Below are 13,478 nucleotides of genomic sequence, written 5' to 3'. Positions count from 1 at the left end.
CCGGCGGGGGAGGGGCGGCCGTCCGGCCCGGCGCCGAGCCGACCGGTGCCGGATCGGCGTGCGCATCTCACGGACCTTCGGGCCGGGGCGGCGCGGACAGTCGGCGCTGGAGCCAGGTCACCACCAGTTCGTCGAAGCCGGGCGCCCGCACGCTCCGCACCCGGATGCCGTGGTCGGCCTCCGGAAACACCACGATCGTGTGGTCGGGGTGCCCGGCGCCGCCGAGGATCCGGTCCAGGGCGCGCACGCTGGCCTCGACCGGGACCTGCACGTCCTCGGCGCCGAAGATCGCCAGCAACGGGCAGCGCAGGGTGGCGAGCGCCGGCTCCGGGTCGTGGTCGGCGATGCCGGCGAGGAAGGCGATCGACGCGGGTGAGGTGCCCGCGAGCAGCGGGTACCAGGGCGCTGCGTGCCATCGGGCCTGCGCGGCGTGCACCGCGGCCGGGGTGTCGCCGGCCCGCACCCGGTCGATCTGCTCGTGCAGCAGCGCCAGCGCCTGTTCGGCGTCGCCGTCGGTGAAGCCCGACTCGGGGAGTTGGCGCCGCAGCCGGTACTCCTCCTGGCCCATCACCCCGACGCCCGGGCCGGACACGGTGACCACGGCGGCGACGGCGGCGGGGGAGAGGGAGGCGGCGAGTGGCGCCACCCAGCCGCCCTGGCTGTGGCCGATCAACGCGGCCGGACGTGACCCGATGGCCGGCCGTGCCCGCAGGGCACCCACCGCGGCCAGCGTCTCGCCGGCCCGATCGGTCAGGCTCTGCCGGGTCCAGTCGCCGGTGGAGGCCCCGGAACCGGGCTTGTCGTAGGCGAGGCTGGCGAAGCCGGCGGCGGCGAGCCGGGTCTGCCAGTCCCGCTGGTCACGCCCGCCGGGGCCGGAGCCCTCGACGAAGACCACCGCCGGGTACGGCCCCGGCCAGGGCGGCCGGACCAGGTCGCCGACCAGCACGTCGTCGCCGTGACGGAACGACAGCTCCTCGCTCTCCGGAAGGAACAGCACCGTGGTCAGCTCGCGCGCGGCGCGTACATGATGACCGCGACGCCGACCAGGCAGATGGCCGCGCCGACGAGGTCGTAGCGGTCGGGCCGGAACTTGTCGACGAGCATGCCCCAGGCCAGCGACCCGGCGACGAAGATGCCGCCGTAGGCGGCGAGGATGCGCCCGAAGTTCGGGTCGGGCTGGAACGTGGCCACGAAGCCGTAGACGCCCAGCGCGATGATCCCGCCCGCGACCCAGAGCAGGCCACGGTTCTCGCGCCAGCCCTGCCAGACCAGCCAGGCGCCGCCGATCTCGGCCAGCGCGGCGACCAGGAACAGCAGGATCGAGCGGGCGACCGTCATGCGTCCGACCGTACCGTGACGATCTTGTCGGCGGTGCGGCCGACGCGGTCGCCGCCCGCGCGGCCGGCGCGGTGGCCGCGCCGCGCGGCCCACCGGGACGGGCCGGTGAGCGCGGCCGGGCCGGTGGGCAACCGGCGGCGCTGCCGGTCAGCGAGGTGCGGCACGGTCGGTCCACCCGGCGAGTTCGGCGAACGGCAGCGGGCAGCGGGAACTGTCCGCGCAGGAGATCAGGTCGTCGCAGCCGGCCGAGATCGCGGTCCGCAGCGTGTCGCGGATGACGGTGAGGTCGGCCAGCCGCTGCTCCACCTCGGCGAGCTTCTCCCGGGCGCGGGCCCGCAGGCCGGTGCCGCGGCGGTGCCGGTGCCGGCCGGCGTCGAGCAGTTCGGCGACCTCGGCGAGGGTGAACCCGAGGCGTTGCGCGGTCTTGACCACCCGCAGCAGCGTGACGGCCTCGGCCGGGTAGAGCCGGTGCCCGCCCGGGGAGCGCCGCGGCGCGTCGAGCAGCCCTCGGCGTTCGTAGTAGCGCAGTGTCTGCACGTTCACCCCGGCCGCGTCGGCGAGCTGGCCGGTGCGCAGACTGGTCACGGTCGGGGCGCGGGCGCGGCCCGCTCGGCGAGGGCGTCGAGCACGTCGACGTGGGCGGGCGGCACCCGGACGTCGAGCGTCAGCGTGGCGCCGTCCGGTCGGGCGAGGTCGAACGTGAAGAAGGAGCAGCACGCCGACTCCCGGGCGATCAGGTCCCGGGCGAGCGGTTCGGCGGCGCCGTCGAGGCGCAGCCGCAGGTGTCGGGCCGACACCCGGTCGGTGTGGTGGACGGCGTCGTGGAACAGCCGGTCGAACTCGGCGAGTCGCCGCGGCCGTTCGGTGGTCGGCAGGGTGCAGGCCTCGGGCACCCAGTCACGTTCGGTCATGCCTCGACGGTAGGGCTGTACCGGGGTACCGGATGCAAGGCGCGCGCGTCCTGCTGCCGGTCGAGCCACGCGTCCAGGTGCGACAGCGTCGCGGTCGGGTTCTCCACGTGCGGCAGGTGCCCGGCCTCCGGCACGAGCGTCAGCCGGCCGTCGCCGAGCGCCGCCGCGTACGCCGCGCCGTAGGCGGGGGTGACGATGCGGTCGCTCTCGCCCCAGAGCAGCAGGGCGGGCACGCGTACCCGGGCCAGGCGGCGGCGCAGCTTCGGGTCGTGCATGTAGGGGTCGCCGACGAGCACCCGCATGGTCTCGCGGTTGGCCGCCTGCCGGGCCTGCTGCTCCGGTGCGACGGCCGCCGGGTCGACGCGGAACCGGTCGGGGTCGTGCCAGGTGTGCTCGGCCAGGCTGTTCGGGTCGAGGGCGAAGAAGTCCTGGATGGGTTCGCCGGGCACGTCGATGCCGACCGCGTCGACGAGGACCAGGCCGGTGATCAGGCCGGCGGTGTCCCGCACGGCCATCTCGGCGGCGATCCAGCCACCGAGGGAGGAGCCGACGACCAGCACGTCACGCAGCCCGCGATCGTGCAGCAGGTGCAGGTAGGTCAGGGCGAGGTCGTCGATGCCGGTGAGCCAGGCGGGCCGGTCGGTGCCGTCCCAGCCGGGGTGCACCGGGGTGAGGGTGTGTGCGCGCCGGGCCAGGTGCTGGCCGAGGACGCCCACCGTGGCCGGTCCGCCGCCGCCGTGCAGGAGCAGGACGGGGCGGCCGTGGCCGGTCTCGGAGACGGTCAGGGTGAGGTCGGGGTGGCCCGCGAGGAACGTCATGCCATCACCCTAACTAAGGAACCTTATTTAAGCTAGTTGAGTTGACGGGTTAGGATGGGTGGGTGCACGAACTGCAACAGCTCGCCCGGACGGTCAAGCAGGTCCAGTACCGGCAGCACCGGGCGCTGGAGACCGGCCTGATCGCGGTCGGCACGACGCTCGCCCGGTGGGACGCCCTGCGGGCGGTCGACCGGGCGCCCGGCGCGTCGGCGCGCGAACTCGCCGCCGCGACGTTCCAGACCGAGCAGGCCTTCGGCGCGCTCGCCGGGCGGCTCGTCGCCCAGGGGCTGGTGGAGCGGCGCGCCGGGCGCGGCCGGCGCATCCCGCACCACCTGACGCCCGCTGGGCGGCGCGTGCTGGAGGCTGGTCACCGGGTGGCCGACGAGGTGCTGGAGCACTGCTACGCCGGGCTGCCCGCGGCCGACCGCGCCGACCTGCTCGCCCTGCTGCGCCGCGTGCTCGCCGTGGCGGACGCCTGAGCCCCGGTCCGGGGCTCAGGCATCGGGGGCTCAGTAGGCGTAGGTGACCGAGACGGTGGCGGCCGGGCAGTTGTTCGCCCAACTGGTCAGCGCGTTCTTCTCCGCGTTGTCGACGGTCAGCCGCCAGCGGATCTTCACCGCCACCCACTCGCCGACGTAGCGGCAGCGGGCGGAGGCGTAGGGCGGCAGCCAGGTCGCCGGGTCCTGGTCGCCCTTGGCCTGGTTGACGTTGTCAGTCACCGCGGCCAGGGCGCGCGCGTCGCCCAGGTCGTTCGCGTACGCCTGGCGGCGGCTGGTGGACCAGGTCCGCGCGCCGGAGTCCCAGGCCTCGGCGAGCGGGACCATGTGGTCGATGTCCACGTCACCGGTGGCGGTCCAGGTGGCGTTGTCGTAGTAGGAGTACCAGCGGCCGCCGGAGAGGGTGCAGGTGCCGGTGATCGTCGGCTTCGTGGTGGCCTCGGCGTAGAGCACCTCGTTACGGGTGTTGCAGCCGTCGCCGTCCGCGTCGATCCAGTGCGGGAACAGGTCCCGGCTGTAGCCGGTGCGGACCTCGGTGGCGACGGACAGGCCGGCGACCGCGGTGGTGAGTGGGGCGGAGTAGCCGGCGGCGGGGGCGGGCTGGGCGAGGCCGAGGGTGCCGGCCACGATCGCGGCGAGGCTGGTGGCCGTGACGCGCAGGGTGCGGGACATGGGACTCCATCCGAACGGGATTGGCGCTTACCTGGCCTCCATATAGACAGACTTGGAAGTAATGGTCCAGTTCGACTTGCGTGAACATCTGCTGACCATCCCTCCACTACCTGCTACGGGGTCCGGAATAAGGGGTGTGTCGCCCGGCCCGGCGGGCTACCGTCCGGAGTACGGCCGACGCCGGCACACCGAGCGCCGCGTCCCCACCCGCGCCGTCCCGTTGACGCGGCGGAGACGCCCCAGGGCGAGCATGGGTACGACGAAAGGGGCGGGAGATGGCCGACCAGGTGACGACGAAGGTGCCGCCCGAGCGGACGCCCGTGCTGACCGCGCCGCCCCGGCCCGCGTCGGTCGGGCCGCCGAGCAGCCTGGACCTGTGGGCCCGCGCCCAGGTGCTGCACCGCTGCTTCGGTGACGACGACGGTGAGCCGCACATCATGCGCGGGCTGGACTAGCCCCCGGGCGGATCACGGCACCGTGGCGGCGCCCAGAAGCGCGGCGGTGGGCAGCGCCAACATCCCGTCGGTGGTACGGCAACCGGCGGTCAGCCGGTCGTACTCCTGACGGATGCGGGCCCGCACGGCAGGCGCCTGCCGCTGCACGACCAGCCCGACCGCGCCGATCCCGGCAGCCGGACCGGCCCACCAGTCCGCCGGGTCGGCGCGGTGGGTCCAGCTCACGGTGGCGCACCCGGCGTCGCTCAGCCCGGCGGCGCTCAGCAGCCCGGTCACGCCCTCCTCGGTGCGCGGGAAGTCCCGTTCGGGCGCCAACCGGGGCAGGTCCGTCGGTGGCACCACGTCGGCGGCGTCGATCGCCTCCCGCCACAGCCGCTGCAACGGCGGATGCGGGAACGGCCAGAGCGTCACCGCCACCCGCCCACCAGGCCGTACCAGGCGGCGCAGCTCGGCGAGCGCGGCCGCCGGGTCACCCACATGGTTGAGCACGAAGTTGGCCACCGCGGCGTCGAACCGGGCGTCCGGGAACGGCAGTCGCGGCAGCGCGCCGCCGACCAACCCGGCACCCGTCGCGGTGCGCCGCGCCGCCGCGAGCATGCCCGGCTCGGCGTCGACCGCCACCACCCGCGCGCCGCGGGCCAGCGCCGCGGCCGCGACGGTCCCCGGCCCGGTGCCGACGTCGATCACCCGCCGTCCGGCCCGCACCGCCGCCGCGTCCAGCAGCGCCCCGGTGGGGTACGCGCAGAGCCGGCCGAAGCTGCGCCGGTACGCCCGCGCGCGACCGGTCCAGCGGGACCGCTCGTGGGCGTCGAAGTCCACCTCGATCATGAGCGGCAGCGTACGGGTCCCACGTGCCGGCCGGCGCCCTGTCGTGGCGGGTCCGGCTTCACCGGTTGACGGCGCGGTTCAGCGCACCGATGCGCCCGCGCGGGCCAGTGCGTCCCGCCAGGACCGGGTGTGGAACGCCGCGCCGTCGTTGACGACCAGGTCGAGGAAGCCGGGCCGGTCACCGGTCGGCGGGGCGCGGTGGGCCCAGAACTCGTCGAGCGCGCGCCGCTGCTCCGGGCTGGGCGACGGCGAGATGTCGGAGCCGCGCCCGACGATCGGGTAGCGCCGGCCGCCGGCGGTCAGCAGCAGCGTGCCCAGCCGGGTCAACCGGCCCTCGACCTGACCGGCGGGCACGGCGAACACCTCGGCGCCCTGCCGGTCACGGGCCCGCAGCCAGCCCTGGTCGAGGGTCATCAGCACCGGCACGCAGCGCCTGCCGTTCCACAGGCTGCGTCGCCAGTGGACGATGCTGGCGAGGGCCACGTCGACAGTCACGGCGGGCACTGTACCGGGCCCGCTCCACGGTGGCCGGCGGCGGCTACCCTGCCGACGTGACCCGCCGATCATTGCTCCTGCCCGTGGCCGCCGTGCTCGCAGTCGTCCTGCTGGCCGCCTGCGGCGGCGTGTTCTGGCTGGTCCGGGACGGCGACACCGGCGAGAACGACTGCGCGGCGCGGGTCGCCGCGGAGGAGGCGAAGGTCCGCACCGACCGGCGGTGGACCGAGCGGGACGTGCCCGGGATCGGCGCGTACCCCGAGATCCACTGGCAGGTCGACTACCCGAGCTCCGCCTGCTCCCGCGCGCCCGGCCCGACCGACCTGCGCTACCAGGGCGTGGTGCGGCTCGCGCCGGCCGACGCCCGCGCGCTGGCCGCCACGTACACCTGGACGCCGGTGGCCGGCGCGGCGCCCGAGGTCTGGCCGGCGCTGGCCGGTTACGTGCCGGACGGTGTGCGCTGGGAACGCGGCGCCGGTCACGGCGTGGGCGTGGTCGAGGTGTTCCTCGACCCCGGTCGGGCGCTGCTGCTGTTCACCGCCGTCGACATCTGATGAACGATTGCCGCCGCCGGTGCGTGAGAGCCGGTGGGCGTCGGGGTACTGCGCGGGGCACAGGGTTCGACAACGGAGGTGGTCGTGGGGGACAGGGCGGGGCGACGGCGGCTCGGACCGCTCGCCGGGCTGCTGGTGGCCGCGGTGGTGGCGGCCGGGTGCATGGGCGGCGGGCTGGACCAGGGCGAGCCGCAGCAGCCCGCCCCGCGCCCCAGCGGGCAACCGGCGTCACCGGGCGCGGAGACCACCCGGGCGGACGGGACCACGAGCGTCGCCGAGTTCAAGCAGGACTTCGCCGACGCCGTCGCCGGCGCCGAGCAGTACTGGACCGCGCAGTTCCGCGCCTCGGGGGAGCAGTTCCGGCCGATCCGGCGGGTGGTGGCCTACACCCGGGCCGGCGAGGTGTCCTGCGGTGGGCAGGGTCTGCCGCGCAACAACGCGGTCTACTGCTCCGCCGGCGACTTCATCGCCTACGACGTCAACTGGTCGGTGTCGGCGTTCCGGCAGATCGGCGACGCGTTCCTGTTCTACCTGCTGGGCCACGAGTACGCCCACGGCGTGCAGACCCGCCTCGGCATCCGCTACAACTTCACCATCCAGCAGGAGTTGCAGGCCGACTGCATGGCCGGGGCGTACCTCGGCGACAGCGTGCGCGCCGGGACGCTGAAGCTGGAGGACGGCGACCTGGACGAGTTCCGGGAAGGGTTGCTGGCGGTCGGCGACGACCCGGACCAGCCCTGGTTCGCCGAGGGCGCGCACGGCACCGCCGAACAGCGCTCCGACAAGTTCTTCGCCGGCTACGAGAACTCGCTGGACGCCTGCGGCCTGCGGTGATGCCGCAGGTCACCCCGCTCGGGGGACGGTGGCGGCCCGGTGCCTGGGGGCTGGCAGGATCGGCGGGGTACGCCTACCGAAGGAGGCCCCGCTGAGCAGCCCACACCCCGCCGCCGTGCTCTTCGACATGGACGGCACCCTGGTCGACAGCGAGAAGCTGTGGGACGTCGCGTTGCAGGAGTTGGCCGCCGTCTACGGCGGCGCCCTGTCCGAGGCGGCCCGGCAGGCGATCATCGGTACCTCGATGGCCGACGCCATGCGCATCGTGCACGACGACCTGGGCCAGCCGCAGCGGGACCCGCAGGCCAGCGCCGATTGGATCAGCGCGCGGATCCTGGACCTGTTCCGCACCGGGCTGCGCTGGCGGCCGGGCGCGCTGGCGCTGCTGCGCGCGGTCCGCGCCGCCGGCATCCCGACCGCGCTGGTCACCTCCAGCGGCCGGCCGCTGGTGGAGGTCGCCCTGGACACGCTGGGGCGCGACAGCTTCGACGCGGTGGTCTGCGGCGACGAGGTGGGCGAGGCCAAGCCGCACCCGGAGCCCTACCTGACCGCCGCGAAGCTGCTCGGCGTGCCGGTCGAGCGGTGCGTGGCGATCGAGGACTCGCCGACCGGGGTGGCGAGCGCGCTGGCCGCCGGGGCGGCGGTGCTGGCCGTGCCGGCCGAGGTGCCGCTTCCGCCGACCGACGGCGTGCACCAGGTGGAGAGCCTCACCACGGCGGACCTGGAGCTGCTCGCCGCGCTGCTCGACCGTTAGGAAGGGGCCCCTGTTATCGCCTGGGCGATAACAAGGGGCCCCTTCCTCACACCTCAGTCGTGGGCGATGGCGCCGAGGACGTTGATCCGCGCGGCGCGGATGGCCGGCAGTACCGCCGCCACCACGCCGATGATCGCGGCCAGGACCAGGAACGTCACCATCTGCCCCCAGGGCAGGACCAGGTCGGTGATGCCCTCGTCCTTCAGGGCCCGGACCACGGCCGCGCCGAGACCGGTGCCGACCACCACGCCGAGCAGCGCGCCGAAGATCGAGATCACCACCGCCTCGACGGTGATCATGCGCATGGTCTGCGCCCGGCGCAGGCCGATCGCCCGCAGCAGGCCCAGCTCGCGGGTCCGCTCCAGCACCGACAGCGCGAGGGTGTTGATGATGCCCAGCACCGCGATCACGATGGCCAACGCCAACAGGATCTGGATCATGGTGATGAGCGTGTCCGTCTGGCTGGTCTGCTGCTCGATGAACGCCGCCCGGTCCGCCACCGACACCTCGGGACTGTCCGCCAGCAGCCGCTCGACCTGCGGCTGCACCGCGGCCACCGAGGTGCCCGGGTCGAGCTGCACGAAGCCCTGGATCGGCTGCGGGATGGCGAAGTCCGCCGCCGCCTGCGGCGGCAGCACCACCGGGTTGGTCAGCTGCGAGCTCTCGTAGATACCGCTGACCGTGTAGGTGCGGGCGTCGCCGCGCGACAGCTGCACCGGCACCGTCGAGCCGACGCTCAGGTTGCGGGACTTCGCGGTGTCCGAGCTGAGCAGCATCTGGTCGGGGGCCAGCCGGCCGATGTCGCCGGCGGTGGCCTTCGCCCCGAAGATCTGCTGGAGCGCGGCCACGTCGCTGGACGCCGCCACCCAGGTCCGCTTGCCGCCGACGGTGGCCATGTCGCCGTACTCGCCGTCGACCAGCCGTACCCCCGGGATCGCGGCGGTCTTCTCCAGCACCGCCGCGTCGAAGCTCGCCGGGCGCGGCCCGGACGAGGCGCCGGAGATCACCAGCTCGGCCTTGATGGTGTCCTCGGCCAGCGAGCTGATGCTGCTCTTGGCCGAGTCCAGGATCACCGTCACGCCGGTCACCAGCGCGATGCCGACCATCAACGCGGCGGCCGTGATCGCCGTCCGACGCGGATTGCGGCCGGAGTTGAGCCGGCCCAGCTTGCCCGGCACCGACCAGGCGAAGATCGCCCCGAGCAGCGACACCACCGGGCGACTGATCACCGGGGTCAGCAGCGCCACCCCGATGAACGCGAACAGCACGCCGCCGAGGATGGTGGCGAGGGTGTTGTCGCCGGCGTTGCCGCTGAGGCCGAGGAAGAGCAGCACCGCGCCGATCGTGGTGACCACCGCGCCGCCGACGGTCACCTTGGTCAACGGCCGGTCCGGGGTGGCGACGTCCTGCATGGCGGCGATCGGCGGGATCCGCGCCGCCCGCAACGCCGGCAGCAGCGCCGCCACCACCGTGATCACCATCCCGACGCCGAAGGCGCCGATCACGGCCGCGGCCGGCACACCGAGCCCGGCCAGGGCGAGACCGCCGGCCAGCTTCCCGAACAGGTACGCCAGCAGCGCGCCCACCCCGATGCCGGCGGCCAGACCCACCGCCGAGGCGATCAGGCCTACCGCCACCGCCTCCAGCACCACCGAGCCGATGACCTGCCGGCCGCTGGCGCCGATGGCCCGCATCAGGGCCAGCTCGCGGGTGCGCTGGGCCACGATGATCGAGAAGGTGTTGAGGATCAGGAACGTGCCCACCAGCAGCGCCACCGCGGCGAAGCCGAGCAGGATCTTGTTGAAGAAGGACAGTCCTTCCTTCAGGCCGGCCGAGGCGCTGTCGGCGAGCTGCTCGCCGGTCTTCACGTCGTAGGCGCCGCCGAGCGCGCGGGACACCTCGTCGCGCAGCGCCTCCGGTGTGGTGCCGTCGCCGGCCCGGGCCGTGACGTTGGAGAACACGTCCGGCTTGCCGAGCATCAGCTGCTGCGCGACCGGCGTGGTGAAGGCGACCTCGTTCGCGCCGCCGACGGAGTCCCGGCCACCGCTGTAGCCGAACACGCCGACCAGGGTGAACTCCTTCTTCGGCGACAGCGTCAGCACACCGACCCGGTCGCCCACCTTCACGTTCGCCGCCTTCGCCAGCGCGGCGTTGACCACGATCTCGTCGTCGGCCTGCGGGCCGCGCCCCTCGCGCAGCTTCACCAGGTCGCCCTCGCCGAGCCAGTTCTCGCCCAGCTGCGGCGGCCCGAACGAGGTGACCACCTTGCCGTTGCTGCCGATCAGCCGCGCGCCGTCGGCGGCGACCACGCCGCGCACGTCCGCCGCGCCCGGCACCGCCTTCACCCGGTCGACGAGCGACGCCGGCACCGGGGCGGCCACCTGCTCGCCCTCGGCCTCGGAGAGCTCGACCTTCGGCTTCGCGGCCACGTTCACGTCGACGTCGGCGTAGGCGTCGGCGAAGACCGCGTCGAACGAGCGCCCGAGCGTGTCGGTGAGCACGAACGCGCCCGAGACGAACATGACGCCGAGCACCACCGCCAGGCCGGACAGCAGCAGGCGCAGCTTGCGCGCCAGCAGGCTCTTCAGCGTTGCCCGCAACATCAGTTGCCCACCTCGACCGGGGTGTCCAGCTTCTTCATGGTGTCCAGCACCGTCTCGGCGGTCGGCTCGATCAGCTCCGAGACGATCTGCCCGTCGGCGAGGAAGACCACCCGGTCGGCGTACGCGGCGGCGGTCGGGTCGTGGGTGACCATGACGATGGTCTGGCCGTGCTCGCGCACCGAGTCGCGCAGGAAGGTCAGCACCTCGGCACCGGAGCGGGAGTCCAGGTTGCCGGTCGGCTCGTCCGCGAAGATCACCTCGGGGCGGGCGACCAGCGCCCGGGCGCACGCCACCCGCTGCTGCTGACCGCCGGAGAGCTGGGCCGGGCGGTGCCCGAGCCGGTCCCGCAGCCCGACCGTGTCGATCACCGTGTCGTACCAGGCCGGGTCGGGCTTGCGCCCGGCGATCGACAGCGGCAGCACGATGTTCTCGTGCGCGGTGAGCGTGGGCAGCAGGTTGAACTGCTGGAAGATGAAACCCACCTTGTCGCGGCGCAGCTTCGTCAGGCCCGAGTCGTTGAGCCCGGTCACCGTCGTCTCGCCGATCGTCACGGTGCCCCTGGTCACCGAGTCCAGGCCGGCGAGGCAGTGCATCAGCGTCGACTTGCCGGAGCCGGACGGCCCCATGATCGCGGTGAACCGGCCGCGTTCGAACTCGGCGCTCACCCCTCGTAGCGCGATCACCTGCGCCTCGCCGCTGCCGTACACCTTCCACACGTCGTTCGCCCGGGCCGCGGCCTGCGCCTGCCGGCCTACCGTCGCGGTCACGTCATCTACCTCTTCCGTCTGGCTAGGGATCCGCACCGCCCCCGCTGGCCGGTGCGGCAGTTCCATCCTCGGTGCCGCCGGGCGCGGATCCCTCCGACCCCGGGCGGAATCCGTGCCGAACTTCTGGTGGGGGCCGCCCCCCAGACCGGCTCAGGGTGATCCCTGAGCGGCCGACGACGCCGACGGTAGGACCTCACGTCGCGTCATGGTCAACCACCGACCGCCGCCGTTGGTCACGGTACGTGAGCGCCGCCACCTATTTCCCGGGCCGGACCAGCCCGGTCTCGTACGCCAGCACCACGGCCTGCACCCGGTCGCGCAGCCGCAGCTTGGTCAACATGTGTCCGACGTGGGTCTTGACGGTGGTCTCGCTGACCGACAGCGCGCGGGCGATCTCGGCGTTGGACAGCCCGCGCGCCACCTGGACCAGCACCTCCCGCTCCCGTTCGGTCAGCGGGTCCAGCACCGGCGGCGGAACGGCCGCCGGATCCGGCAGCACGTCGGCGAAGCGGTCCAGCAGCCGGCGCAGGATCCGTGGCGCCACCACCGCCTCCCCGGCCGCCACCGTGCGGATCGCGGTGACCAGGTCCTCGGCCGGCACGTCCTTGGCCAGGAACCCGCTCGCCCCGGCGCGCAGCGCCCCGACCACGTACTCGTCCAGCTCGAACGTGGTCAGCACCAGCACCCGCACCGGCAGCCGGGCGTCCACGATCGCCCGGGTGGCGGCCACCCCGTCCATCCGCGGCATCCGGATGTCCATCAGCACCACGTCGGGCAGCAGCCGCCGGGCCAGCTCCACCGCCTCCACCCCGTCGCCGGCCTCGCCCACGATGTCCAGGTCGTCCTCGACGCCGAGGACCATCCGGAACCCGGTTCGCAGCAGTGGCTGGTCGTCGGCGAGCAGCACCCGCACCGGTCGGGGCGCGGCGGCCTCGGTCATGGGTTTCCCCTCGTCGTGCCGGCGGTCAGTCCCGGACCGCGCCGGCCGGGTCCAGCGGGATCCGGGCGTACACCCGGAAACCGCCGCCCGGTGCCGGTCCGGTCCGCAGGATCCCACCGTAGAGGGCGACCCGCTCCCGCATGCCGACCAGTCCGTGCCCGATGCGGTCGGGTGGCGCCGGGCCGCGCCCGGTGTCGGTGACCTCCACGGTCAGCGCGCCGCCGGCGGCGGCGAGCCGGACCAGCGCGGCAGCCGGGCCGGCGTGCCGCAGCACGTTGCCCAGCGCCTCCTGCACGACCCGGTACGCGGCCAGCGCCACCCCGTCCGGCACCGCCCCGAGCGGACCCGACGTGCGCACGGTGACCGGTAGCCCGGCGTCGCGGGCCGCGCGCGCCAGCGTCGCGATGCCGGACAGGCCGGGCTGCGGCGCCAGTTCGGCCGCCGGGCCGGCGGGGCGCAGCGCCCGCAGCAGGCGGTGCAGCTCCCGCAGGGCCGCCCGGCCGGTGTCCTCGACCGCGGCCATCGCCCGGTCGGCCGCGCCCGGATCCCGGTGCAGGGCCCGCCGGGCGCCGGTGGCCAGCACCTGCATCGCGGCGACCTGGTGGGCCACCAGGTCGTGCAACTCCCCGGCGATCCGGCGGCGCTCGTCGGCGGCCACCGCCTGCCCGGCGGCCACCGCCTGCCCGGCGGCCACCGCCTGCCCGGCGGCCACCGCCTGCCCGGCGGCGCCCGCCTGCCCGGCGGCGCGCGGCACCGGCACGCCCGCCCGGGCCGGCTCCCGACCGGCCCCGGCGGCCCCGCCGTTGCGGATCCCCGCCCGGCGCTCGCCGGCGGCCCGGCGGCGCGCCCGGGCTTCCCGCCGCGCCTGCGTGACGCGGCCCAGCGCATACGCCACCGCGGCGGTGAGCACCGTGTCGCGCACGCGGCGGGCCGGCAGCCGGTCGGTCATGCCTGCGACGCTAGGCCGCCGCAGGGCGAGCCTCGTCGTCGCCGCAGCCGAACCCGGTCTCCT

At 74.6% G+C, this 13,478-nt stretch carries 18 protein-coding genes; 5 read left to right on the top strand and 13 right to left on the bottom strand.

Annotated elements, in window-relative coordinates; translation table 11 throughout:
* Positions 1–67: 67 nt before the first annotated feature.
* From GA0070213_RS05400 to GA0070213_RS05380, 6 genes are read right to left on the bottom strand one after another with little or no spacing between them, the layout of a single operon-like run.
* Entirely contained in the window at positions 68–997 is a 930-nt protein-coding gene (locus tag GA0070213_RS05400; RefSeq protein ID WP_175441207.1) for an alpha/beta hydrolase family protein, read from the bottom strand.
* 5 nt (positions 998–1,002) lie between these two features.
* The gene (locus GA0070213_RS05395; protein ID WP_091058203.1) at positions 1,003–1,338 is read right to left on the bottom strand and encodes a YnfA family protein; all 336 of its coding nucleotides are present in this window, start codon (positions 1,336–1,338) and stop codon (positions 1,003–1,005) included.
* Positions 1,335–1,502 carry a hypothetical protein gene (locus GA0070213_RS31405; protein WP_175441206.1) on the bottom strand — a complete coding sequence of 56 codons (168 nt, stop codon included), beginning with the start codon at positions 1,500–1,502 and terminating at the stop codon, positions 1,335–1,337. Before GA0070213_RS31405 ends, GA0070213_RS05395 begins: the two co-directional genes overlap by 4 nt.
* Positions 1,486–1,923 (bottom strand): MerR family transcriptional regulator, encoded by a 438-nt coding sequence (locus tag GA0070213_RS05390; protein WP_091058200.1) that lies wholly within the window; start codon positions 1,921–1,923, stop codon positions 1,486–1,488. The genes GA0070213_RS31405 and GA0070213_RS05390 overlap by 17 nt, the downstream gene beginning before the upstream one ends.
* Entirely contained in the window at positions 1,920–2,249 is a 330-nt protein-coding gene (locus tag GA0070213_RS05385) for a hypothetical protein (RefSeq protein ID WP_091058198.1), read from the bottom strand. The genes GA0070213_RS05390 and GA0070213_RS05385 overlap by 4 nt, the downstream gene beginning before the upstream one ends.
* Positions 2,246–3,067, bottom strand: coding sequence for an alpha/beta fold hydrolase (locus GA0070213_RS05380; protein ID WP_091058195.1), 822 nt, complete (start codon positions 3,065–3,067; stop codon positions 2,246–2,248). Before GA0070213_RS05380 ends, GA0070213_RS05385 begins: the two co-directional genes overlap by 4 nt.
* Before the next feature lie 62 nt (positions 3,068–3,129).
* On the opposite strand from GA0070213_RS05380, the gene GA0070213_RS05375 reads away from it, so the two are divergent.
* The gene (locus GA0070213_RS05375) at positions 3,130–3,546 is read left to right on the top strand and encodes a MarR family winged helix-turn-helix transcriptional regulator (RefSeq protein ID WP_091058191.1); all 417 of its coding nucleotides are present in this window, start codon (positions 3,130–3,132) and stop codon (positions 3,544–3,546) included.
* Between the two features lie 30 nt (positions 3,547–3,576).
* Here GA0070213_RS05375 and GA0070213_RS05370 read toward each other — a convergent pair whose 3' ends face one another.
* Positions 3,577–4,236, bottom strand: coding sequence for an HNH endonuclease family protein (locus tag GA0070213_RS05370; protein ID WP_091058188.1), 660 nt, complete (start codon positions 4,234–4,236; stop codon positions 3,577–3,579).
* A 275-nt stretch (positions 4,237–4,511) separates the two neighbouring features.
* On the opposite strand from GA0070213_RS05370, the gene GA0070213_RS05365 reads away from it, so the two are divergent.
* The gene (locus GA0070213_RS05365) at positions 4,512–4,691 is read left to right on the top strand and encodes a hypothetical protein (protein WP_091058185.1); all 180 of its coding nucleotides are present in this window, start codon (positions 4,512–4,514) and stop codon (positions 4,689–4,691) included.
* Positions 4,692–4,703: 12 nt separating this feature from the next.
* On the opposite strand, the gene GA0070213_RS05360 is transcribed toward GA0070213_RS05365, so the two are convergent.
* Together GA0070213_RS05360 and GA0070213_RS05355 are read right to left on the bottom strand one after the other, a co-directional pair.
* A complete protein-coding gene (locus tag GA0070213_RS05360; RefSeq protein WP_091058181.1) occupies positions 4,704–5,519 on the bottom strand; it encodes a class I SAM-dependent methyltransferase in 816 nt (271 codons plus the stop codon).
* 78 nt (positions 5,520–5,597) lie between these two features.
* Positions 5,598–6,014, bottom strand: a complete 417-nt coding sequence (locus GA0070213_RS05355; RefSeq protein WP_139128622.1) for a hypothetical protein — start codon at positions 6,012–6,014, stop codon at positions 5,598–5,600.
* Between the two features lie 56 nt (positions 6,015–6,070).
* On the opposite strand from GA0070213_RS05355, the gene GA0070213_RS05350 reads away from it, so the two are divergent.
* From GA0070213_RS05350 to GA0070213_RS05340, 3 genes are all read left to right on the top strand, one after another.
* Positions 6,071–6,568 (top strand): hypothetical protein, encoded by a 498-nt coding sequence (locus GA0070213_RS05350; protein WP_139128621.1) that lies wholly within the window; start codon positions 6,071–6,073, stop codon positions 6,566–6,568.
* Positions 6,569–6,652: 84 nt separating this feature from the next.
* Positions 6,653–7,402 carry a neutral zinc metallopeptidase gene (locus GA0070213_RS05345; protein WP_091058603.1) on the top strand — a complete coding sequence of 250 codons (750 nt, stop codon included), beginning with the start codon at positions 6,653–6,655 and terminating at the stop codon, positions 7,400–7,402.
* 115 nt (positions 7,403–7,517) lie between these two features.
* Positions 7,518–8,156, top strand: a complete 639-nt coding sequence (locus GA0070213_RS05340; RefSeq protein WP_091058173.1) for an HAD family hydrolase — start codon at positions 7,518–7,520, stop codon at positions 8,154–8,156.
* A 53-nt stretch (positions 8,157–8,209) separates the two neighbouring features.
* Here GA0070213_RS05340 and GA0070213_RS05335 read toward each other — a convergent pair whose 3' ends face one another.
* The 4 genes from GA0070213_RS05335 to GA0070213_RS05320 form a co-directional block, all read right to left on the bottom strand.
* Positions 8,210–10,759 (bottom strand): ABC transporter permease, encoded by a 2,550-nt coding sequence (locus GA0070213_RS05335; protein ID WP_091058170.1) that lies wholly within the window; start codon positions 10,757–10,759, stop codon positions 8,210–8,212.
* Complete coding sequence (locus tag GA0070213_RS05330; RefSeq protein WP_091058166.1) at positions 10,759–11,526, bottom strand: ABC transporter ATP-binding protein; 768 nt, start codon at positions 11,524–11,526, stop codon at positions 10,759–10,761. Before GA0070213_RS05330 ends, GA0070213_RS05335 begins: the two co-directional genes overlap by 1 nt.
* A gap of 256 nt (positions 11,527–11,782) precedes the next feature.
* The gene (locus tag GA0070213_RS05325) at positions 11,783–12,466 is read right to left on the bottom strand and encodes a response regulator (protein ID WP_091058162.1); all 684 of its coding nucleotides are present in this window, start codon (positions 12,464–12,466) and stop codon (positions 11,783–11,785) included.
* Between the two features lie 25 nt (positions 12,467–12,491).
* A complete protein-coding gene (locus tag GA0070213_RS05320; RefSeq protein ID WP_091058158.1) occupies positions 12,492–13,415 on the bottom strand; it encodes a sensor histidine kinase in 924 nt (307 codons plus the stop codon).
* Positions 13,416–13,478 lie beyond the last annotated feature (63 nt).

The organism is Micromonospora humi (assembly GCF_900090105.1).
Lineage (GTDB): Bacteria > Actinomycetota > Actinomycetes > Mycobacteriales > Micromonosporaceae > Micromonospora > Micromonospora humi.
This window is presented reverse-complemented; position numbering and strand designations above follow the sequence as displayed.